This window comes from Deltaproteobacteria bacterium (genome assembly GCA_016874755.1).
Taxonomy (GTDB): Bacteria; Desulfobacterota; Binatia; order UBA9968; family UBA9968; genus DP-20.
Map to the genome: position 1 here is coordinate 85,205 of VGTH01000011.1, position 20,338 is coordinate 105,542.

The following is a 20,338-nucleotide window of genomic DNA, read 5'->3' on the forward strand; positions in this document are numbered from 1 at the left end:
AATTGAAAATGACAATTCAGATTAACGGCGAAGCCAAAGAAGTCACCGATGGTGTGAGCGTCACCCAATTGTTGGAGGAGTTGCAGATTCGGCCCGGCCGCGTGGTGATTGAACTCAACCGCGACATCGTGCCGCGCGACAACTTTGGCGCGACTATTTTAAAGACAGGGGACGCCCTCGAAATCGTCCACTTCGTTGGCGGAGGTTAAAAACATGGAAGACACTTACAAACTAGGCGACAAAACCTTTCGCTCGCGCCTGATCGTCGGCACCGGCAAATACAAAGACTTTGCCGAGACCAAAAAAGCCATCGAAGTCTCGGGCGCCGAGATCGTTACTGTGGCGGTGCGCCGGGTCAACATCACCGATCCGAACAAAGAGAATTTGCTCGATTACCTCGATCCGAAAAAATACACAATCCTGCCCAACACGGCGGGCTGCTACAACGCCGAAGACGCGGTGCGCACCTGCCGGTTGGCGCGCGAAGCGGGCGTTGGCAAGCTGGTCAAGCTCGAAGTGATCGGCGACGATAAGACTTTATTCCCAGACATTCCGGCGACGCTGGAAGCCGCCAAGATTCTGGTCAAAGAAGGCTTTGTCGTTTTGCCCTACATCAATGATGATCCGATCACCGCCAAAAAGCTCGAGGAGATGGGGTGCGCCGCAGTGATGCCGCTGGCGGCGCCGATCGGCTCGGGATTGGGCATTCGCAACCCGTATAACATCAAGATCATCCTCGAACACGCGAAGGTCCCGGTGATTGTCGATGCCGGAGTCGGCACGGCATCCGACGCGGCGCTCGCCATGGAGATGGGCTGCGACGCGATCTTGATGAACACGGCCATTGCCGGCGCCAAAGATCCGATCTTGATGGCTGAAGCGATGCGTCAGGGTGTCGAGGCCGGCCGTAAGGCATTTCTCGCCGGGCGCATTCCGCGAAAACTCTACGCCACGGCTTCGAGCCCCATCGAGGGGATGCTCACCTGAGGTGCGAGTGAGGGCACTAGCGGGGCGCCCCAAAAGGAATTTTTAACCGCTAGATGATCAAAGTCGATTTCGATCTCTACCTGGTCACCGATCGCCAACAGACCAACGGGCGGGAGCTGCTGTGGGTGCTGGAGCAGGCGCTCGATGGCGGAGTCCAGGCGATCCAGCTGCGTGAAAAAGATCTCGACGGCAAAGAGCTCTACTATTTGGCTGAAGCCGCGCGTCAACTAACCATCCGCTACCGCGCCCGGCTTTTCATCAATGATCGCATCGACGTCGCCCTTGCGGTCGATGCCGATGGCGTGCACCTAGGCGGTGGCTCCGTCCCGATTGAGACCGCACGGCAACTGCTCGGCCCCGAGCAGCTGATCGGCGCCTCGGTGCACGCGTTGACTGAAGCTCAGCAGGCCGAGCGCGCCGGCGCCGACTTTATCGTTTTCGGGCCGGTTTATTTCACTCCTTCCAAGGCGGCTTACGGCTCACCGCAAGGCTTAGAGCCGCTGCGCCAAGTGGTGGAAAAAATCGCGCGGCCCGTTTATGCTATCGGCGGCATCAAGCAGGAGCAGATCAAAGAAGTGCTAGCCGTCAAAGCGCGTGGGATCGCCTTGATCAGCGCCATCATCAGCGCCGCTGACCCGCGAGAGGCAGCACACAATATTCTCACAGCCTTACGGGAGGGATGATTTGCAGGAAGCAGCTCAGCAAGCCTCAGCTTACTTACAAGCCAGTCCGCTGTTGAACTTGGCAATTGCCTTCCTGAGCGGCCTGGCCGCAACCAGAACCGTCGCCTACGAGCGCCGAGGCAATTGGTTAATGGCGCTGATCGTCGGAGTGCTGGGATTTTTCCTGGCCCATTTCGTAATCATCTATTTCGGTTTTTTGGAGCATTTTGATAAGCTCCCGGGTTTCCGTATTCTGCTCGATTTTCTCTCGGCCTATGTCGGGTCGTTCGTCGTCGCCGCGTTGATTCACTTCGTAAAGCCAATCTGAGCGGGTATCTGCAGCCTTATCGCAGATTCTCAGGCCTCAGGTCGTCTCCAATGCCGACTTCTTGAACTCCGTGCGCATCTCCGACTGCAACCGCCCGAGCCGATACTTTTGCCAATCCATAAATCTCCCCGACTCGGCCAAAACCGGATGCACCGACTGAATCTTGCGCCACATCTCTTGGCAGATAAAGCGGTAGTCGGGATGGCCCTGCGGCATGGTGCGGAGCTCGCACAGGTGCAGCGCCTCGCGCAGGTTCATTTTCATGTACCAGCGAATCTTGTAGGCAAAGGGCACGACGTACTGGGCTTCGCTCGGCAGCTCCGCGTAGATCCGTTCGTACAACTCCGCCGTGCGCTGCATGCACTTGTCAAACTCGGACTTGAAGCCTGCTGCTTCGATCTCCGGCGGCGTGTCGTAGCCATGCACGGTGGTGAACTCCTGGCGTTCCTGGGTAAGAATTCTATGTCTGTGCAGGTCACGGAAGAGCCCGAGATTTCCGAGGATGTCGAAGGTGTAATAGACGTTCTCGAAGGCGCGGCTCAATTTGTCGCGGCGGTGGCGTCGTTTGGCGAAATATTCTACGAGGATTCTCCGCCGCTCGTCTGCACTCATCGCCGCGGCGACTTTTCGGAGCTGCTCCAGCGGCTGGCGCGCGTGGCTGTAGAGGATCGCGGCGATCACTTTCTCTTCGGCTTGCGCGTCGTAGTCCGTCAGCGTCACCGGCTCTGCGCCGGCGAGAGGTTTCAGCGCGGCTTTATGCGCCGCCAAAGCTTTGGCCGCGGCGGTTGTGCCGGCAAGATACTCGTTGCGCTGCGCCCGCTTCACAAACGACGGGATCAATTGATTCAATTCGTCGTGGATCGCCGCGCTCAACTCGTTGGCTTCACTGAGATCAAGCGAGTAGAGTTTGCTGATCAGATATTCGAACGCCTGGCCGACGCCGAACATGCCGACGTTGGTCAGCGTCGCCGCCGGCAGATAGCTGCGCAGCACGTCGCAGGCGTGGGCGCGGACGGTGGCGCGGTAGGCGCTTTCGGCCCAACGTTTGAGCCGGTCATCTTTCGCCGCCTCGGCATAGCTCAAAGCTTTGCCCGACACCGGGTCGCGCACTTCGAGCTGCTCGATGGGCAGCGACTTGGCGACGTGATCGAGCATCGGTTCCATCTGTTTGGAATAGGTGTCGAACAGCAGGTTCATCGTCGCCAGATAGTTCTCCCGGTGGCGCGACGCCAGGATCTTGGGCTCGCGGTAAAAAAGATAGTTGCCGGAAGAATCTTGCTGATCGAAGCGCACGTAGCGCGTCGATTTCTCCAACGGCGCAATACCGATGCGCGCGTCTTCGAGCAATTTGGCCGCGACGTTGGAAATGTTCTCGCAGGCCATGTGCGCGCCGCCCAACTGGGCGACCGAATCGTCGCCGTAGCCGACTAGCACGCGCTCGTAAAACGCTCGGGCTTTTTTCAGGGCGACGCTGCCCTCGTCCGCCGGCGCTCGCGCGCCGAGCAAATCTTTCAGCGCCAGCTCGGGATCGCCAAGAAATTCGTCGAGAAAAGTCCGGCGCAGACTTTTAGTCGAGCGGCTGTAGCGCGAGAACAGCGCGCCGGCGACTTCCTGCGGCAGTTTCAAGCCAAACACGTCGCGGTCAAGATTGGTAAAAAACGGGGCGAGGTTTTTCTGCTCTTCGGGATTAAACTCAAAGGTCATTCGAAAACTGCTTTCTAAATCAAAATCGATAGGATACCGACTAATTCACCATACGCCGCCGCCGAAGAAAAGAGTACGCTAAGGGGGGTTAAGAAACTCTGCCTTCGATTTGTTCAGCACCCCCCAGACGGTACGTTAGACACTCTCCCTTGCTCTTTGCTCTTCTGGCAGACACAGGGTATGGACCACACCATCGAGCAGCCGCTGCTGCTTAGCTGAGAACCGAACGAACTGCGTCAAGAGCCGCGGCCGGTACATCAGATAGCGAATTGCGGCGTTCAAGCCACGGCGTAGCGCGAAGGCGCGCTGGCATGCCTGCGCGTAGCGGCGCAGACTGGTTGCGGTCAGATTGCCCTCGCAAAAGCCGGCGTGAACGGCATTGCCGGCGAGCAAGCCGCTGCGCAGAGCAAAGTAAATCCCTTCGCCGGTCACCGGCTCGCTGACCCGCGCGGCGTCGCCGACGAGCAACAAAGCATCGCCGTAGCAGCGCCGGGGCGGAAAGTAGACCGGATAGGTTGACCGTACGGCGCTGACCCGTTCACTTTGGCCGAGCAGTTCGTTTAGATCGGGGTCTTGTCGCACTGAAGATGACAAAAGCCGGTCCAGTGATCCATGTTGTTCCAGGCATGACTTGTCCACGGCGAAACAGAAGTTAACCAGACCGCGGCCAAGTCCCAAAAGACCGACGTACCCGCCGGGAAAAAGATGGATCTCCACCCTGCCGGCGACGTCGTGGCGCGATGTCACCAGAAATTGAAAGCCGACGGCGCGTCCACGTTCCGCGCTACTTTGAGCCATGCCTTGACGATGCGCCACCCAGGAATTGCGCCCATCGGCGCCGATTACAACCTTGGCCCTGATCTCACACTCACCCTCGGGAGTGTCGCCGATCGCCGACCAACCCATCGACACCCGCTGCAAAGACTTGACCTTGCACGGCTCCAGCGCCATGGCACCCTCTGATTGGGCACGGGACAGCAGCAGCGCATCGAGCGTGGCCCTGCGCAGCGCAACGCCGAAGACCGGTTCGCCGTCTTGCATCCCGAGCGGCACCTCCGCCTCGGCGCCGAGGTGTGAGGTGATGCGAAATCTTGTGACCCGCTCTGGGGTCGCCGCCAGGATCGGCTGCGCCACACCCAATTGCGCCAGCGTTGGCCAACTAGACGGGTTGATAAAATCGCCGCAGAGTTTCTCCCGGGGAAATTTTTCCCTGTCGAGCAGCACGACGGAGTAGCGGCGCCGCGCCAGCGTTATCGCCGTCGCCGAACCGGCCGGGCCTGCGCCGACAATTGCCACGTCGCAATGTTTAACGTTCATTTACCCAGCGATCCGATGGCGAGCATGCGAAACGGAAAAGCCCAGCGCACGTCGAAGGCGCCGATATCGGCGCGCTGAAAAATCTCACGCCACTCGCCCATAGTAAACGCGCGCGTGACCGACAGCGGCGCATCGACCCGCGTCATCACGTTGCGAGTGCACAGCCGGGTTAACAGGCGAATGCCGTAATACGCAAATGGATGGCGCACCAGATCGCTGATGATGATCGCGCGGCGTGCCAGGCCGGCCCAGCTTCTCAGCAGAGCGATGATCGCTTCTTCGCTGAAGTGGTTCAAAAACTGCGACGCCAAGACGTAATCGACCGACGCTGGGCGAAAAGGCGGCGTTGCGCCATCGCCGCGAATTAGGAAAATGCCGTCGCTGCCATGGGTTTGAAGCGCCGCTTGCGCGATGCTCACCGCTTGGTATTCCAAGGCGATGATCTGTGTGCTGAGTTGCCTGTCCTCGGCCCAGCGAACCAGCCTGACCGGGATATCACCGCTGCCGGTGCCGACGTCGAGCAGGGAAAAATGGCGGCTCTCGTGTTCGCCCTGGAGCCGAGCCAATCCTCGCAAAACGTGTTGGTAGTTGCCCAGGTACGATTGATGACCCGCAAATTGCGCAGGTCACCCTCGAGCAGCGCGCGCGGCTGGCCGGGCAGATCCATCATCTCTTTTTCTAGACTCCGTTTCACACCCGGTCTCCGGGACCGATGACCAGGGCGGAATTTTTGGAGCCGAAGCCGATGCAATTGCACAGCGCGACGTCGACGCGCCGCTCGATGCCGCGATTGGGAATATAGTTCAGATCGCATTCCGGATCGGGGTCGCTGAGATTAATCGTCGGCGGCAAAAAATCATTATTCATGCTGAGAATCGCCGCCGCCACGCCGGCGGCGCCGGACGCCCCCTGGGGATGGCCGATCATCGACTTGAGCGAGCTCATCGGGATATCGCCCGCGCGCCAGCCAAAACAAAGCTTCAACGCCACGGTCTCGGTCTTGTCGTTGATCAACGTGGCGGTGCCGTGCAGCGCCACGTAGCCGACCTCGTCTTTGGCCACGCCAGCGTCTTCGATGGCAATCGTCATCGCCCGCGCCGGCTCTTCGCCGCGCGGGTCCAAGCGCACCCGATGATAGGCGTCGGAGGTAGAGCCATAACCGAAGACTTCGGCCAGCACGGTCGCACCGCGCTCCAGCGCTTGCTCGCGTTCTTCGAGCACCAGCATCCACGCTCCTTCGCCCAAGACAAAGCCGTCGCGCCCGCTGTCGAACGGCCGCGACGCCCGCTCCGGTTCGTCGTTATGGCGCGTGCTCACCACTTGCATGATGCAGAACCCTTGCATGATGCCGGGTGTAATCGTCGCATCGGCGCCGCCGGTCAGCATACGGTCGGCGCGACCGAAGCGGATCATGTTGAACGCGTAGCCGATGGCGTCGGTGGAGCTGGTGCAGCCGGTGGAGATCACATGGCTGGGGCCGCGCATATCGAAGTGCAACGAAATTTCGCTGGAAAGGGTCCCCATGGTGGAGCTCGAGACATTGTATGCGCTGACCTTGCGCAGCTTGTCGCCGAAAAAGAGCCGGTATTGCTCCTCAGCGAAATCGGCCGCACCGCCGCCGCTGCCGAGCACCACACCCCAGCTGCGTTTCGCGGCGATGTCGGCTTGCGACAAATCTATTTTGGCGCGCGCCAGCGCCTCGTGCGCCGCCGCAATGGCTAGCGTCGTGCTGCGCCCGACGCGGCGCAGTTCCTGGGCAGGCAAGACATCCTGCGGGCAAAAGTCTTTGACTTCACCGGCGATACGGCAGGGCAAGTGACCAGCGTCGAATCGAGTAACGGGAGCGACGCCGCTGACACCGTTTCTCAAACTACACCAAAATTTCTCAACGCTGTTGCCGTTGGGGCTGAGCGCGCCCAATCCGGTGACGACGACACGGCGCGGAATGTTGTGTTTGTGTGCTTTCACGGCAACTTCATCTTGACAGGGCAGCACTAAGTTGTTTCACTCACAACCTAGCATTGGCGGCAACCCGCGTTAAGCCGCCTCGGCCGTGAAAGGAATTTGGTTGAAACTTGTCGTGACTGGCGCGTCTGGCTTCGTTGGTTCGGTGCTGACCGAAAGTTTGTTGCAGGACGGGCACTCACTGACGCTGCTCACCCGCAGGGCGCCCGACAGCCCATCCCACACCAGCAAACGTTGGCTCCACTGGACGCCCGGTGCCAGCGGCGATTGGGAGGGAGCGATCGATGGTTGTGACGGCATCATCAACCTCGCGGGTGAACCGATCGCGAAGCGCCGATGGTCGGTGCGACGCAAGGAAAAGATTCGTCTAAGCCGCATCGGTGCCACCAGTGTGCTCGTCGATGCCATTGCCAAGGCTGCTCAAAAACCCAAATTTCTCATCAATGCTTCCGCGATTGGTTACTATGGCCACCGCGGCGCAGAGATGGTCGACGAGGAGAGCGGCAGTGGCGACGATTTCTTGGCCAGCGTCTGCCGCGATTGGGAAGCCGAAGCGCTTAAAGCAGAGCAACTGGGTTGCCGGGTCGTGCCGTTGCGAACCGGCATCGTGCTCGGCGCCGGCGCCGGCGCGCTGGGAAAAATGTTGCCGCCCTTTCAATGCTTCGTCGGCGGGCCGCTTGGCGATGGCCACCAGTGGATGTCGTGGATTCACGTCGACGACGAAGTTGGGCTGATACGATTCGTATTGGAAAACGAAAAAGCGCACGGCCCCGTCAACGCGACGGCTCCCAACCCGGTCACCAACAAGGATTTCAGCAAGACCTTGGCGCGGGTGATGAAGCGCCCTTGTTTCCTAAGCGTTCCCGCTTTTGCTTTGCGGGGTATCTTCGGCGAAGCGGCTGAGATGCTACTTGGCAGCCAACGCGTGATTCCGAAAGTAGCCACTGAACTGGGTTACCAGTTTCGTTATCCGACTCTGAGCGGCGCGCTCGAGGATTGCGTGCACTAACGTCGTGCATCGCACCGTGAAGCCGGTTTTGTCACCGCCACAGCTGTTTGATAAACCCCTCTTTTTCTAACTCCTGCATCAGCGTTGCGTCGATAAATTGCTCGGCACGCCAGCTCTTGGCGCGCGGATCCTTCTCGGCGATGTCGTCGAGAGCGCGCTTCATCGATTCCGTTGAGGGGTAGGGAATCTTAGGGATGTATTTGCCGAGATACATCTCGTGCACGGCCTCGAGAAAAGGCTGGTCCTGGCTCTTCAGATACTTGGCGAAAACGCCAACCGCGAACTTCTTCTGGGTGATGCCGTAGTGAATGCTGTCGACGTAGGAGCGCAGCACGCGCAGCGTGGTGTCGCGGCGGTTTTTGACGAATGTTTTGCTGGTGTTTAAGCCCGAGCCGGGAAACGTCAAGCCCAACGCCGCCACATCGACGAGTTCCCGATAGCCGTCGCGCCGCGCCATGATGGCGAACTCGGCATTGAGCATGGCGCCTTGCACGGCGCCGCTCTTGAGCGCGGCCATCATTTCGGGCTGGCCGCCGAGCTGCAAAACGGTAAAATCTTTATCCGGCTTGACCGGCCATTTCTCGGCGGCAAAGCGCAGGGCGAAATCGGTCGCCGAAGCAAAGCGAGTGATCGCGACTTTCTTTCCTTTCAAGTCATCGATCTGTTTGACGCTCGGCCCGACGACCAGAAGAAAAGGCAAGACATTCATGCCGCTGGCGATGTTGATCAAATCGGCGCCGGCCAAATTGGCGCTGATGACCGAGCTGCCGTTGAACATCGCCACCGGCGCTTCCCCGGCGAGCACAACCTGCGCCGCGCGCGAGCCGCCGGCGACGTAGAGTATTTCGACATCGAGGCCGTGCTTCTTGAAAATACCGGCTTCGTTGGCGATCCATATTGGGCTTTGCGAGCTGCCGATGGCGCTGTAGATCACCCGCAGCCGCTCGGGTCGTCCCTGGGCCTCGACGGCCGCGCAGGAAAATAGCGATAAGCTGATACTGATACTCAGCAGAACAACGGCGATGCTATCGATCCGTGCGGTTGGAAAGGCGCGGGTCCAGTCGACTTTCATATTCGTCCTGCCTCAGTGACGGTTGTAAACTTCCGAATAGGAAGCGAGTTTACAGGGTCGGGTGCTACTGAAGCAACTCGCTGGCGGCATCTTTGGTGACTAGCCAGACGAGCCGGCCGTTGGCAGGACGGATGCGGGCGGCGGGGAGGTTTATGCCTTCGGGAAGCTCGCCGAGAATTAGCTTGATCACGGCTGATTTGTCCTGGCCGGCGACCAAAAAAACAATCTCGGCGGCGCGGTTGATCACGGGCAGAGTCAGGGTCACGCGATGCGCGTTGAGCTTCTCCACGTAGGTCGCTACCACGAGATGGTGGGCTTCGTTGAGAGCCTCGTTTTCGGGAAACAACGACGCCGTGTGGCCGTCTTCGCCGAGACCGAGCAGGATCAAATCGAAGCGCGGCAGCGCGCCTGGCGTTAGCTCGAATAGTTTTCGGACCTGTTCTTCGTAGTCCGCCGCCGCTACTTTGGGGTCGAGCTCGGCGGCGATCCGATGAAAGTTTTCCCGGGGAATGGTGATGTTCGCTAGGAGCGTCTCCTGGACCATGAGAAAATTGCTGTCGGGATGGTGCGGCGGCACGCAGCGCTCATCGCCCCAGTACAGGTGAACCTTGTTCCACGGAATGCGCTCGTTATAGTCCGGGCTGGCCAAGAGCGAGTAAAGGGCGCGCGGCGTCGACCCGCCGGAGAGCGCGACGATGAACCGACCGCTGCGAACAATCGCGTCGTTGGCGAGGCGTATAAATCTCTCCGCCGCCTTGCGGCTGAGTTCTTCGGTGTCCGCGCAGATAATCGTGTCGCGCTCAGTCATGAGATAGAAAGGCTGCAAAGTAGGCAGCGCCGCGCAGCGCCGCCTGATCGTTTAATACAACTTGTACCGGTATCGCCGCAAGTAGGTCGGCGTAGCGCCCTTTATCGGCAAAGGCGCGCATGAAAGAGCCGTCTTTCAATTTCGCGAGGATTTTTGGCGCAATGCCGCCGCCGATATAAAGGCCGCGAACCGACTTGGCGCGCAGCGCCAGATTGCCGGCCTCGGCGCCGTAGACCGACACGAAGAGATCCAAAGCCTTGACGCAAATTTCCGCATCGCCGGCGAGCGCGGTTCGCGAGACCACCGCGCTGGCATCGTCGCTGGTTCTGAAGCGCTCGGCGAGCCACTCCGGCTCGGCGAACTTTCCCGCCTCTTTCAAGAAGCGATAAACGTTGAAAAGCCCAGGGCCCGAGACAACTCGTTCGTAGCTGACATGGCCGAAGCGGCCGATCAAATGGCGCAAGAGCTCGATCTCCAGCTCAGTGCGCGGCGCGAAATCGCCGTGGCCACCCTCGGATGCAAGCGGATGAAAATGGTGACCGTCATCGTAAAGGATCGCCTGGCCCAAACCGGTGCCGGCGGCAATCAGCGCCTTGTTGCCCGACACCCGCATGGTGCCTTCGTTGAGTGTGCAGAATTCATCGTTAGTTAGAGTAAAGATGCCGTAGGCGCTCGCTTCCAGATCGTTCAACAGGGCGGCGTTGAATTTGAGCGATTGGCGCAGCTCCCCCGCGTCGATCATCCATGGCAAGTTGGGCGTCGTCACCTTGCCGTCGACCACCGCGCCGGCGATGCCGAAGCAGGCTGCGTCAATCGTGCGACCATTACTGTTGGCCAGGAACTCTTTAACCAGCGGAGCGAGCCCCGAGTAGCGCTTGCTGGGAAAGGTTTGCAGCGCTTCCGAGCGCAGCTTTTCGCCATGAACCGAAAACAGCGCCAAGTGCGTCTTGGTGCCGCCGATATCGCCCGCGAGCACGAGTTCGCGCTGTGCCATCGTTATGACTCACCAGGAAGACACGAAGGACACGAAGTTCGGAGAAACAGTTTTTCTTCTCTTACCTTCCTGATCTTCGTGCCTCCTTCGAAAATAGTTGCACTACCGAGTCCGTGATCCGAGCTCTTTCCCTCCGAAACTTTGCGTTCTCTGCGCCTCTGCGCGAGATATTTGCCTCTACGGCCGGCGCCAGCGTCGTCCGTCGCGCTTTAAGAACTCGTCAGACTCCTTAGGCCCCCACGATCCGGCCGCATAGTTGGAAAAGTCCCGCGGCGTGCTGATCTGCCAGGTCTGAATAATCGGATCCACCAAGGCCCAGGCGAGCTCCACCCAATCGTGGCGCGTGAACAGCGTCGAGTCGCCTTCGATGCAATCCTCGAGCAAGGTCTCGTAGGCCTCCGGCGGACTGTTGCCAAACGCCTGCTCATATTTGAAATCCAAACTGAGCGGCTGAATGACGATGTCAGGTCCCGGCGGTTTGACTTGAAATTGTAACGAAACTCCCTCGTCCGGTTGGATGCGCATCACCAGCACGTTGGGTGAAATGTCTTCCACCGGCGATTCTTTAAACATCAACAGCGGCGGCCGTTTGAACTGAATCGCGACTTCGGTTATGCGCTTGGTCATCGCCTTGCCGGAGCGCAAATAGAAGGGCACGCCTTCCCAGCGCCAGTTATCGATGAAAAACTTGATCGCCGCGTAGGTGACCGTGGAAGAATCTTTGGCGACGCCGGGCTCCTGGCGATAGGACAGCAGCTCTTTGCCGCCGATCTTGCCCGCACCGTACTGGCCACGCACGGCCACCGAGGCGACTTCCTCGGGGGCCACCGGGCGCACGGCTTTGAGCAACTTGCCTTTTTCATCGCGCACCGCATCGGCGGAAAAGCTCACCGGCGGCTCCATCGCGGTCAAGCACAGAAGCTGCAGCAGATGATTTTGAAACATGTCGCGCACCACACCGGCTCTCTCATAGTAGCCGCCGCGGTCCTCGACGCCGACGGTTTCCGCGGCGGTGATTTGCACATGATCGACATAGCGGCGGTTCCAAATCGGCTCGAAGACAGAGTTGGCGAAGCGAAACACCATGATGTTCTGCACGGTCTCTTTACCGAGGTAATGATCGATGCGATAAACCTGTTTTTCGTCGAGGGCTTCGTGCACTTTGTGATTGAGCTCGCGGGCGGTGGTGAGGTCGGTGCCAAAGGGCTTTTCGATGACCACGCGGGTGCGTGGTGGTTCGCCGTCCGTTTCTTTAGGTGCCAGGCCGGCGGCGGAGATTTGCTGGATCACCGGACCATAGAGATCCGGCGGCATGGCGAGATAAAAAACTCGCGCCGGCAGAATGCGGCTGCCGTGATCGAAATTGTCGATGAACTGCTTAAGCCGTTGGTAGCCGTCGTCGCCGTCGTAGCCGCCGCGCACGTAGAAGAGCGTCGCGGCGAAACGATTCCAGACCTCCTGGTCTTTCAACCCGGTGCGCGAAAACTCGCTGACCGCTTCGCGCATCTTTTCGCGAAACGCCTCGTGGGTCATTTCGCTGCGGGCATAGCCGACCACCGCAAAGCGCTCGGGCAAGCGCTTTTCTAGAGCCAAATTGTAAAGCGCCGGAATCAACTTGCGCTTGGTGAGATCTCCAGAGGCGCCGAAGATCGTCACGACACAGGCGTGCGGTTTTTTGCTCTGGCCTAAGCCGTGCGGGGTATATTCATGCGGATCGCTGGCCACGGTGCTATCCCTTTTTCACCGCGTGGCCGCCAAATTCGTTGCGCAGGGCGGCGATCACTCTGTTCGAAAACGCATCTTCTTTGCGTGAATCAAACCGAGCGAACAAGGAATGCGCCAGTCCCGTAGCGGCCACGCCTCTTTCTACAGCCTCCATCACGGTCCAGCGTCCCTCGCCGGAATCTTCTACGTAGCCTTTGATGCCGTCGAGATGGGCGTCTTTTTCAAAGGCGCTTTGACAAAGCTCCAACAGCCACGAGCGCACGACACTGCCCTGATTCCACAGGTGCGCAACCTTGGCCAGGTCGAGATTGAATTGAGAGGCTTTGAGCAACTCGAATCCTTCGCCGTAGGCTTGCATCATCGCGTACTCGATGCCGTTGTGAATCATTTTTACGAAATGGCCCGCGCCGTTGGCGCCGGCGTGGAGGTAGCCGTCTTTGGGTGCCAGCGTGAGAAAAATCGGTTCGAGCTTGTCGACGATAGCTTTTTCGCCACCGACCATCATGCAGTAGCCGTTCTGCAAACCCCAAATGCCGCCGCTGGTGCCGGCGTCGATGAAATGCATGCCCTGAGCTTTGAGTCTCTCGGCGCGGCGAATCGAGTCTTTGTAGTAGGAGTTGCCGCCGTCAATGATGATGTCGCCTTTGGTAAGACTGGGAAGGAGTTGCTCGATGGTTTGGTCGACGGGATCGCCGGAGGGAACCATCAGCCAGATGGCGCGCGGCAATGACAACTGTTTGACGAAGTCAGCGAGCGAGTGCGCGCCCACGGCGCCTTTGTCGACAACGCGCTGAATCGCTTCGGCGCTGCGGTCGTAGCTGATCACCCGATGGCCGCCGCGCACGAGTCGTTCGGTCATGTTGGCGCCCATGCGCCCGAGACCGATCATTCCCAGTTCCATAACAGCTTCCCCTTCCGTGGGAGAATTTGAAACTACGCTTTCAACGCTTGCGTCAGTTGCTCCAGCGCACGCGTGCTATCGTTGCCAAGATTAACGCGCAGCACACGCCGCCGGCGCTGCTTCAATGCCGTGAAATCGCCGATGCCTTGGGCTTGAATCAATTCGTCAAAAGTATAGGTCGTCTCCGGCACCGCCAGGCGATCCGTCGGTTGATCAACTAGCTGCAATACCAGTGCCGAGTTGGGTCCGCCTTTGTGCAATTGGCCCGTGGAATGGAGGAAGCGCGGGCCGAAGCCAAGCGTCGTTGCGACGCCGAGCCGATCGCGGATCGCCGCGCACACTGTCTGAAGTTTGACGCTGTTCTCAGAGGAAGGGTAAATGTACGCCTGAACCACGACATAGTCATAGGCCCTCTTGTTGTCGAGCCAAGTGGCAACGGCGGAGTGCAAGGCGTCGTTGTCGCTGACGGCAACTTCGTCTTTTACGCTAGCCGCGGATTTTTTGCTGCCCGCGTTGGCATCCATCGCTTTCTTGGCCAGATCTTTGGCGAGCTGGACGTCGGGTTGGTTAAACGGGTTGATCTCTAGAACCGCGCCGGCGGCAGCGATGGCCATTTCCCAACGGAAAAATTCCTGACCGATATCGTACTTGTCGTTGAGATCGATGGTCGCAACGGGATGGCCATTGGCTTCGAGGGCGGCGACGAGTCGATCGTGGGTGTGGTTGTCATCGCCCTTGAGCCGCAGATAGACGAAAAAGCGATCGTTAGAATATTTGTCCGGTGCGCCCACTGCTTCGCCAGCCACTGGGACGATGCCTTTGCGATTCTTGCCGGTGCTCTCGGCGATCAACTGTTCGACCCAAGCAGGAAACGCAGCGAGCGATGGTGAGCAGAGAAACGTCACCTTATCGCGCTTGGCCAGTGCCAGCTCACCCAAAGCCGCGCCCAAAATCAAACCGGGATTGGTCTTTGCGTCCGCAACCGCACTGCAAGCTTGGCTCATGCGCCGCGCGCGCATGAGAATCTCGCTGACGTCGACACCGATCAGTGCGGCTGGCACCAAGCCGAACACGGTCAACGCCGAGTAGCGGCCGCCGACTTCCACGGGTGCGCTGAAAGTAGCGCGAAATTTTCTCGCGGCGGCGAGTTTCTCCAGCGGTGTGCCCGGATCGGTGATGGCAACGAAGTGCCGGCCAGGTTCGCCGGTTAGCAACGTTACCTTGTCCCAAAAATAGAAAAAGAAGGAGTTGGTTTCCGTCGTCGTGCCGGATTTGCTGGAGACCAGAAAGATTGTCCGCGCCAGGTCGATGCGCGCTTCGACCGGCTTCACGGCCCGCGGGTGCGTGCTGTCGAGCATGATCAGCGCGGGATAGCCGGCGGCGTTGGCAAAAGTTTGTTGGAAGACCTCGGGCGCCAAGCTCGAACCACCCATGCCGAGAAGCACGACATGTTTCATGCCTTCGGCTTTGACCTGATCGGCGAGGGCGCCCAGCGCCGCCACTTGCTGCTCCATGGAATCGGGCAGCTCCAACCAGCCCAAGCGGTCGGTCAGTTCCGGTTCGGGTTCTTTGACCCAAAGCTTGTGATCTTTTTTCCACAGGCGTGAGCCGAACTGTTCGGCCTGCCAAGCCTTCAAACAGTTGTCGACACGCCGCTGCGATTTGCCCAAGCGCAGCTCTTGGCGATTGATCTCGACGCCCACCATGGTCTTGCGCTTTTTGTCGAGGGCGCTGAGCAACTGATCGAACGACGCGGCAAATGCCGTCACGCCGTCGGCTTGCAGCTTCTCCGTCACGGCATCGAGGTCAATGCCAAATCGCGGCAAAGCCGCGAGCGCCTCGTCGGCGTCCGTCCAGCCTTCTTTGACCGTCGCACCGGGCAGTTTACCGTGGTCGCGAAAGGCAGCGATCGTGTCCGGTGGCAAAGTATTCACCGTTTCCGGGCCGATCAAATTCTCAACGTAGAGCACGTCCGAATAGGCCGGATTCTTTGTGCCCGTGCTGGCCCACAGCGGCCGCTGCACGCGCGCGCCGCGCTGGCGTAAACCGGCGAAACCTTCGCCGTGAAAGATTTCTTGGAAGCGGCGATAGACAACTTTGGAATTGGCAATGGCGATCTTGCCGCACAGCGCTTTCGCTTCCGGAGAACCGTTCGATTCCAGCGCTTTGTCGACAACGGTATCGACGCGGCTGACGAAGAACGACGCCACCGAAGCAACTTTGGAAGGATCGGCGCAGCGCTGTAAGCCATTGATATAGGCGCGCGCCACGTCTTCGTAGTGTTTCATCGAGAACATCAACGTCACGTTGACGCTGATGCCGTCGGCGATCAGCGACTCAATGGCGGGGATGCCCGCCGGTGTCGCCGGGACTTTGATCATGACGTTGGGGCGTGAGACGGCGGCGCGCAGCCGTTTGGCGGCGTCGATTGTGCCTTGCGTGTCGTTGGCCAGGCGTGGCGAGACTTCTAGACTGACATAGCCATCATCGCCGCCACTCTGGTCGAACACAGGACGCAGAACATCGGCGGCCATTTGAATGTCTTCAATGGCGAGCGGTTCGTAGAGCTGCTCGACGTCGGTTTTGCCATTTCTAGCCAACAGTTCCCGCAGTGCGTCGTCATAGTCGGTGCTGCCGGCGATGGCTTTCTCGAAAATCGTTGGGTTGCTGGTGACGCCGCGAATGCCGTCTTCTTCGACCAGCCGTTTCAGCTCGCCACTGCGAACGAGATTGCGCCGTATGTAGTCAAGCCAGACCGATTGTCCATGGTCATGCAGTTCTTTTAAAGGATTCATGCGTCTCCCTTGCGAGGCGTATGCAGCCTCCTAGCTTCTCTGCTTTCCGTAGCGATGTTCCAACGCAGTGATTTTTCCCACCCGTCGCTGATGGCGCTCTTCGGCTGTATACGTCGCGCCGATGAACGCGTCGACGAGTTCGCGCGCGAGCTCGATGCCGATCACCCGCGCACCGAGAACCAGTACGTTCATGTCGTCGTGCTCGACCCCTTGGCGCGCCGAATAGGTGTTGTGACAAAGGCCGGCGCGTATGCCGGGAATCTTGTTGGCCGCCACCGAGGCGCCAACGCCGCTGCCGCAGACCAAAACGCCGCGCTCGGCGGTGCCGTCGAGAATCGCTTTACTCACAGCTTCGGCAGAATCCGGATAGTCCACCGGATCGTCGCTGTTGGTTCCCTTGTCGATGATTTCATGGCCGCGATAACGCAGGTAGTCGGCGATGAACCTTTTCAGTTCATAGCCCGCGTGATCGGCGCCAACGACGATCTTCATTGTGGCACGAATCAGTTTGCCAACTGTGCCTTCGCCGCGGCGACAATATTTTCCACGGTGAAGCCGAATTTTTTCTGCAAATGCTGGAACGGCGCGGAAGCGCCGAAGCTATTCATGCCGATCACGGCACCGCGGCTGCCGACATATTTGGCCCAACCTAAGGTCGAGCCTTGCTCGACGGCGACACGCGCGGTCGCGCTCGGCGGCAGCACTTCGTCGCGATAGGCTTGGTTTTGTTTCTCGAACAATTCCCAAGAGGGCATGCTGACCACGCGCGCCGCGATGCCTTCTTTCTTGAGCTGCTCATAGGCTTCGACGCAGAGGTAAACTTCACTGCCGGTGCCGATGAGAATCACCTTTGGTTTGCCGCCGTCAGCATCCGCCAAGACGTAGGCTCCTTTGGCGAGACCTGAAGCTGCGCCGTACTTGCTGCGGTCGAGAGTTGGCAGCGCTTGGCGGGTTAACGCTAACGTCACCGGCTCATGCTTCAACTGCATAACCACGCGCCAGGCTTCGGCGACTTCGTTGGCGTCGCCCGGGCGTAGGTTGATCAAGCCGGGAATCGCGCGCAGCGACGCCAGATGTTCGACCGGTTGGTGCGTCGGTCCATCTTCGCCGACGCCGATCGAATCATGGGTGAACACATGCAGCGCAGGGATTTCCATTAATGCGCCGAGGCGAATCGCCGGCCGCGCATAGTCGCTGAAAATCAAAAAACCCGAGCCGTAGGCGCGCACGCCGCAGAGTGTCATGCCGTTCACGATCGCTGCCATGGCATGCTCGCGCACGCCGAAATGAAAATTGCGCGCACCGAAGCTGCCGGCGGCAAAGTCGCCGGTGCCATCAAAAGTCAGGCGAGTCTTGGTGGACGGTGCCAAGTCCGCAGAGCCGCCCATGAGCCAGGGGATGTCCTTGGCGATTTCGTTTAAGACTTTGCCCGAAGAGTCGCGAGTCGCAACGCCCTTCGGATCGGCGGGAAAATTGGGAATCGCCTTATCCCAACCCACAGGCAGCTCGCGCCGTTGCAGGGTTTCAAATTGCGCCGCCAAGTCAGGGTGTTTGTTCTTGTACTCTTGAAATTTCGCCGTCCAAGCCCCACGCAAGGCGCGGCCGCGCGCGCCCACGACGCGCTCAAAATTTTCTTGCACCCCTTCGGGCACGAGAAACTTTGCCTCTTCAGGCCAGCCGTAGGATTTCTTGGTTAGCTTGATTTCCGCTTCACCAAGCGGCTCACCGTGCGCTGCTGCGGTGTCTTGTTTGTTGGGGGCGCCCCAAGCGATGTGGCTGTGCACGACGATAAACGTTGGGCGATCGTTGGTTTGTTGAAAAGCCTTGAGCGCGTTATCCAGCGCGGTTTGATCGTTGGCGTCGGCTACTTCGGCGACGTTCCAACCGTAGGCCGCGAAGCGTTTGCCGACGTCTTCAGAAAACGCCAAGCTCGTGGCGCCTTCGATGGAGATGCGGTTGCTATCGTAAATCCAGCACAGGTTGCCAAGCTTCAAGTGCGCTGCCAGGGACGCCGCTTCGCCGCTGATGCCTTCCATCATGTCGCCGTCGCCGCACAGCGCGTAGACATTGAAATCGAAAATGTCGAAGCCGGGGCGATTGAAGTAACTACCCAACCATTTGGATGCGATCGCCATACCGACGCTAGTTGCTACGCCTTGGCCCAAAGGCCCGGTGGTGGTTTCGACGCCGCCGGTTAATCCGTATTCTGGATGGCCGGGAGTTTTGCTGCCGAGTTGCCGAAAGTTTTTGATTTCGTCGAGCGTCAGCGCCGGTTCATTCAAGACTTGATGATGCGAGTTGACCGCGCGCACACCGGCGAGATGGAGCATCGAATAGAGCAGCATCGACGCATGACCGATGGACAAGACGAAGCGATCGCGATTGGGCCAGAGCGGGTCGGCGGGATCGTATTTTAAATGCCGCTGCCAGAGACCGTAAGTCACCGGCGCCATCGACATGGGCGTCCCCGGATGACCGGAGTTGGCCTGCTGCACCGCGTCCATCGACAGCGTACGAATTGTGTTGATGCACAACTCGTCAATACTTTGACTCTTCATGAGCGACACTCCGTGATCTACCGCATTTCGCAACTGTTATGCCAGTAGACAGCGATCGAAAATTTGACGACTTCGCGCTCGCGCGCCCGACGACGACTGAGTTCGCTAAAGAAGACCTTTGGCGCTCAGCCGTCGCAGCAGCGCAACCGTGTTGCTCATGGCCAACTGGCCGTTCTCACAGGCTGAATGGAGCCGCCGAACGTCGTCCCAGGTATCAATATCATAACTTGTTTTTAGAAGCTCGTACCGGGCTCCCAGAGTTGCCAATCTTTGGATGCTGCGGGCGAGCACATCGTTGCGGCTCCAGGTGATGCCCTCGAAGATGTCAAAAACCGGGCACTGCATAGCAACTAGGCAATAGCCGCCATCGTCGGTGGGGCACAAAACAACTTCCATCCCTCGACTGAGCGAATCAAAGACCCTGGTCAGAGTTGCGTGCGGGAAAGCCGGCAAGTCGCTGCCGATCAAAATGATCCGCCGATGGCCGAGTGCAAAAAGTCGCTCGAAGGCGTGGCGCATGCGCAGGCCGAGATCGTCGCCCTGCTGCTCGAAAAGAGAAAAACCATGGGCCGTAAATTTCTCGAAATAGGCGAATGCTGGCGTATAGTTAATGTACAGGCTGGCATCGGTGAACTTGGCGAGGTTGTCGATTTGATCGAGCAGGAGCGCTTCAGCTAACGCCGCGGCTTGCTCATAATCCAGCGGCGGCACCAGCCGAGTTTTCACTTGGCCGGCCATGGGCGCTTTGGTCATGATGACCAGCGCATTAGCGGCCGTCGCCATAAAAGCGCTTCAAGCGGACGGGCGATACGCCCATTAGGTAGAGCGATTTGAGCGTCCACATCTTGAAAATCGTCCGCCACACGCCTTCCATTTCCCAACGCCGCGCCGAAGTAATCACCCGGCTACGCAAGCAAGCGACTTTACCGGCGCGCTTCATGGCGCGCGATAAAGCGATATCTTCCATCAGCGGGATCTCTTGGAAGCCGCCGATTTTGTTAAAGACCTCGCGCCGAATAAAAATCGCCTGATCGCCGGTGCCGACTTTGGAGATGCGCGAGCGCAGGCTGATCATTTTTTCGACGACTCGCAGCATCGCTTTATTGCCGTCGAGCTGCACGTCGAAGCGGCCGCCGACGCAAGCCGGATCGCTCATCGCTTTGCGAATATCGCCGAAGGCGATTATCGGCAGCCGAGTGTCGGCATGGAGAAACAGCAGCACAGCACTCTTGGTGCGCGCCGCGCCGAAGTTCATCTGTGCCGCGCGGCCGCGCGGCGAGGTCATGCAGGCAACGTTCAATTCGGCACAGATATCTCGGGTATGATCGGTGCTGCCGCCATCGACGACAAGCAATTCGTCGGGGCCAAGCCGTCTGACAGCGTCGACAGTCGCGGCGATGCCTTTTTCTTCGTTAAGGACGGGAATGATGACGGCGATGGGCATGGTTACTGATGTTTCGAGTTTCGGGTTCCGAGTTTCGCGTTGCCCTCGGTTTTCTCGTTCAAATTTGTT

At 59.1% G+C, this 20,338-nt stretch carries 19 protein-coding genes; 5 read left to right on the top strand and 14 right to left on the bottom strand.

Annotated elements, in window-relative coordinates; translation table 11 throughout:
* The first annotated feature begins 8 nt into the window (after positions 1–8).
* From thiS to FJ145_09130, 4 genes are read left to right on the top strand one after another with little or no spacing between them, the layout of a single operon-like run.
* Complete coding sequence (thiS, locus tag FJ145_09115; GenBank protein ID MBM4261578.1) at positions 9–209, top strand: sulfur carrier protein ThiS; 201 nt, start codon at positions 9–11, stop codon at positions 207–209.
* A gap of 4 nt (positions 210–213) precedes the next feature.
* Positions 214–987, top strand: coding sequence for a thiazole synthase (locus FJ145_09120; protein ID MBM4261579.1), 774 nt, complete (start codon positions 214–216; stop codon positions 985–987).
* A 53-nt stretch (positions 988–1,040) separates the two neighbouring features.
* Positions 1,041–1,670, top strand: coding sequence for a thiamine phosphate synthase (gene thiE / locus FJ145_09125; protein MBM4261580.1), 630 nt, complete (start codon positions 1,041–1,043; stop codon positions 1,668–1,670).
* 1 nt (position 1,671) lies between these two features.
* Positions 1,672–1,977 (top strand): hypothetical protein, encoded by a 306-nt coding sequence (locus tag FJ145_09130; GenBank protein MBM4261581.1) that lies wholly within the window; start codon positions 1,672–1,674, stop codon positions 1,975–1,977.
* Between the two features lie 36 nt (positions 1,978–2,013).
* Here FJ145_09130 and FJ145_09135 read toward each other — a convergent pair whose 3' ends face one another.
* The 4 genes from FJ145_09135 to FJ145_09150 form a co-directional block, all read right to left on the bottom strand.
* On the bottom strand, positions 2,014–3,681 hold the full coding sequence (locus tag FJ145_09135; protein MBM4261582.1) for a thymidylate synthase: 1,668 nt from the start codon (positions 3,679–3,681) through the stop codon (positions 2,014–2,016).
* A gap of 135 nt (positions 3,682–3,816) precedes the next feature.
* Complete coding sequence (locus FJ145_09140) at positions 3,817–4,998, bottom strand: NAD(P)/FAD-dependent oxidoreductase (GenBank protein MBM4261583.1); 1,182 nt, start codon at positions 4,996–4,998, stop codon at positions 3,817–3,819.
* The gene (locus tag FJ145_09145) at positions 4,995–5,594 is read right to left on the bottom strand and encodes a methyltransferase domain-containing protein (GenBank protein ID MBM4261584.1); all 600 of its coding nucleotides are present in this window, start codon (positions 5,592–5,594) and stop codon (positions 4,995–4,997) included. Before FJ145_09145 ends, FJ145_09140 begins: the two co-directional genes overlap by 4 nt.
* Positions 5,595–5,688: 94 nt before the next feature.
* Complete coding sequence (locus tag FJ145_09150; GenBank protein ID MBM4261585.1) at positions 5,689–6,945, bottom strand: beta-ketoacyl-[acyl-carrier-protein] synthase family protein; 1,257 nt, start codon at positions 6,943–6,945, stop codon at positions 5,689–5,691.
* A gap of 121 nt (positions 6,946–7,066) precedes the next feature.
* Here FJ145_09150 and FJ145_09155 point away from each other — a divergent pair, with 121 nt between their 5' ends.
* On the top strand, positions 7,067–7,972 hold the full coding sequence (locus FJ145_09155; protein ID MBM4261586.1) for a TIGR01777 family protein: 906 nt from the start codon (positions 7,067–7,069) through the stop codon (positions 7,970–7,972).
* A gap of 31 nt (positions 7,973–8,003) precedes the next feature.
* Here FJ145_09155 and FJ145_09160 read toward each other — a convergent pair whose 3' ends face one another.
* From FJ145_09160 to FJ145_09205, 10 genes are all read right to left on the bottom strand, one after another.
* Complete coding sequence (locus tag FJ145_09160; protein ID MBM4261587.1) at positions 8,004–9,044, bottom strand: ABC transporter substrate-binding protein; 1,041 nt, start codon at positions 9,042–9,044, stop codon at positions 8,004–8,006.
* A gap of 64 nt (positions 9,045–9,108) precedes the next feature.
* Complete coding sequence (gene pgl / locus FJ145_09165; GenBank protein MBM4261588.1) at positions 9,109–9,852, bottom strand: 6-phosphogluconolactonase; 744 nt, start codon at positions 9,850–9,852, stop codon at positions 9,109–9,111.
* Positions 9,845–10,846 (bottom strand): glucokinase, encoded by a 1,002-nt coding sequence (glk, locus tag FJ145_09170; protein MBM4261589.1) that lies wholly within the window; start codon positions 10,844–10,846, stop codon positions 9,845–9,847. The genes pgl and glk overlap by 8 nt, the downstream gene beginning before the upstream one ends.
* 177 nt (positions 10,847–11,023) lie before the next feature.
* Positions 11,024–12,571: a glucose-6-phosphate dehydrogenase gene (gene zwf / locus FJ145_09175; protein ID MBM4261590.1), complete on the bottom strand. Its 1,548-nt coding sequence runs from the start codon at positions 12,569–12,571 to the stop codon at positions 11,024–11,026.
* A 4-nt stretch (positions 12,572–12,575) separates the two neighbouring features.
* Positions 12,576–13,472 (bottom strand): decarboxylating 6-phosphogluconate dehydrogenase, encoded by an 897-nt coding sequence (gene gnd / locus FJ145_09180; protein ID MBM4261591.1) that lies wholly within the window; start codon positions 13,470–13,472, stop codon positions 12,576–12,578.
* Positions 13,473–13,504: 32 nt separating this feature from the next.
* Positions 13,505–16,267, bottom strand: coding sequence for a bifunctional transaldolase/phosoglucose isomerase (locus tag FJ145_09185; protein ID MBM4261592.1), 2,763 nt, complete (start codon positions 16,265–16,267; stop codon positions 13,505–13,507).
* A gap of 30 nt (positions 16,268–16,297) precedes the next feature.
* Positions 16,298–16,759, bottom strand: coding sequence for a ribose 5-phosphate isomerase B (gene rpiB, locus FJ145_09190; GenBank protein MBM4261593.1), 462 nt, complete (start codon positions 16,757–16,759; stop codon positions 16,298–16,300).
* 11 nt (positions 16,760–16,770) lie between these two features.
* A complete protein-coding gene (gene tkt, locus FJ145_09195; protein MBM4261594.1) occupies positions 16,771–18,825 on the bottom strand; it encodes a transketolase in 2,055 nt (684 codons plus the stop codon).
* Positions 18,826–18,930: 105 nt separating this feature from the next.
* Positions 18,931–19,608 (bottom strand): glycosyltransferase, encoded by a 678-nt coding sequence (locus FJ145_09200; protein ID MBM4261595.1) that lies wholly within the window; start codon positions 19,606–19,608, stop codon positions 18,931–18,933.
* Entirely contained in the window at positions 19,592–20,269 is a 678-nt protein-coding gene (locus FJ145_09205; GenBank protein MBM4261596.1) for a glycosyltransferase, read from the bottom strand. Before FJ145_09205 ends, FJ145_09200 begins: the two co-directional genes overlap by 17 nt.
* Between the last annotated feature and the right edge of the window lie 69 nt (positions 20,270–20,338).

Excerpts from the sequence above, each read along its gene's own strand:
- tkt (MBM4261594.1), bottom strand. The coding sequence starts at position 18,825 with ATGAAGAGTCAAAGTATTGACGAGTTGTGCATCAACACAATTCGTACG.
- gnd (MBM4261591.1), bottom strand. The coding sequence starts at position 13,472 with ATGGAACTGGGAATGATCGGTCTCGGGCGCATGGGCGCCAACATGACC.
- FJ145_09185 (MBM4261592.1), bottom strand. The coding sequence starts at position 16,267 with ATGAATCCTTTAAAAGAACTGCATGACCATGGACAATCGGTCTGGCTT.
- FJ145_09200 (MBM4261595.1), bottom strand. The coding sequence starts at position 19,608 with ATGGCGACGGCCGCTAATGCGCTGGTCATCATGACCAAAGCGCCCATG.
- FJ145_09205 (MBM4261596.1), bottom strand. The coding sequence starts at position 20,269 with ATGCCCATCGCCGTCATCATTCCCGTCCTTAACGAAGAAAAAGGCATC.
- FJ145_09120 (MBM4261579.1), top strand. The coding sequence starts at position 214 with ATGGAAGACACTTACAAACTAGGCGACAAAACCTTTCGCTCGCGCCTG.
- glk (MBM4261589.1), bottom strand. The coding sequence starts at position 10,846 with ATGGCACAGCGCGAACTCGTGCTCGCGGGCGATATCGGCGGCACCAAG.
- thiE (MBM4261580.1), top strand. The coding sequence starts at position 1,041 with ATGATCAAAGTCGATTTCGATCTCTACCTGGTCACCGATCGCCAACAG.
- FJ145_09160 (MBM4261587.1), bottom strand. The coding sequence starts at position 9,044 with ATGAAAGTCGACTGGACCCGCGCCTTTCCAACCGCACGGATCGATAGC.
- rpiB (MBM4261593.1), bottom strand. The coding sequence starts at position 16,759 with ATGAAGATCGTCGTTGGCGCCGATCACGCGGGCTATGAACTGAAAAGG.
- FJ145_09140 (MBM4261583.1), bottom strand. The coding sequence starts at position 4,998 with ATGAACGTTAAACATTGCGACGTGGCAATTGTCGGCGCAGGCCCGGCC.
- pgl (MBM4261588.1), bottom strand. The coding sequence starts at position 9,852 with ATGACTGAGCGCGACACGATTATCTGCGCGGACACCGAAGAACTCAGC.
- FJ145_09135 (MBM4261582.1), bottom strand. The coding sequence starts at position 3,681 with ATGACCTTTGAGTTTAATCCCGAAGAGCAGAAAAACCTCGCCCCGTTT.
- thiS (MBM4261578.1), top strand. The coding sequence starts at position 9 with ATGACAATTCAGATTAACGGCGAAGCCAAAGAAGTCACCGATGGTGTG.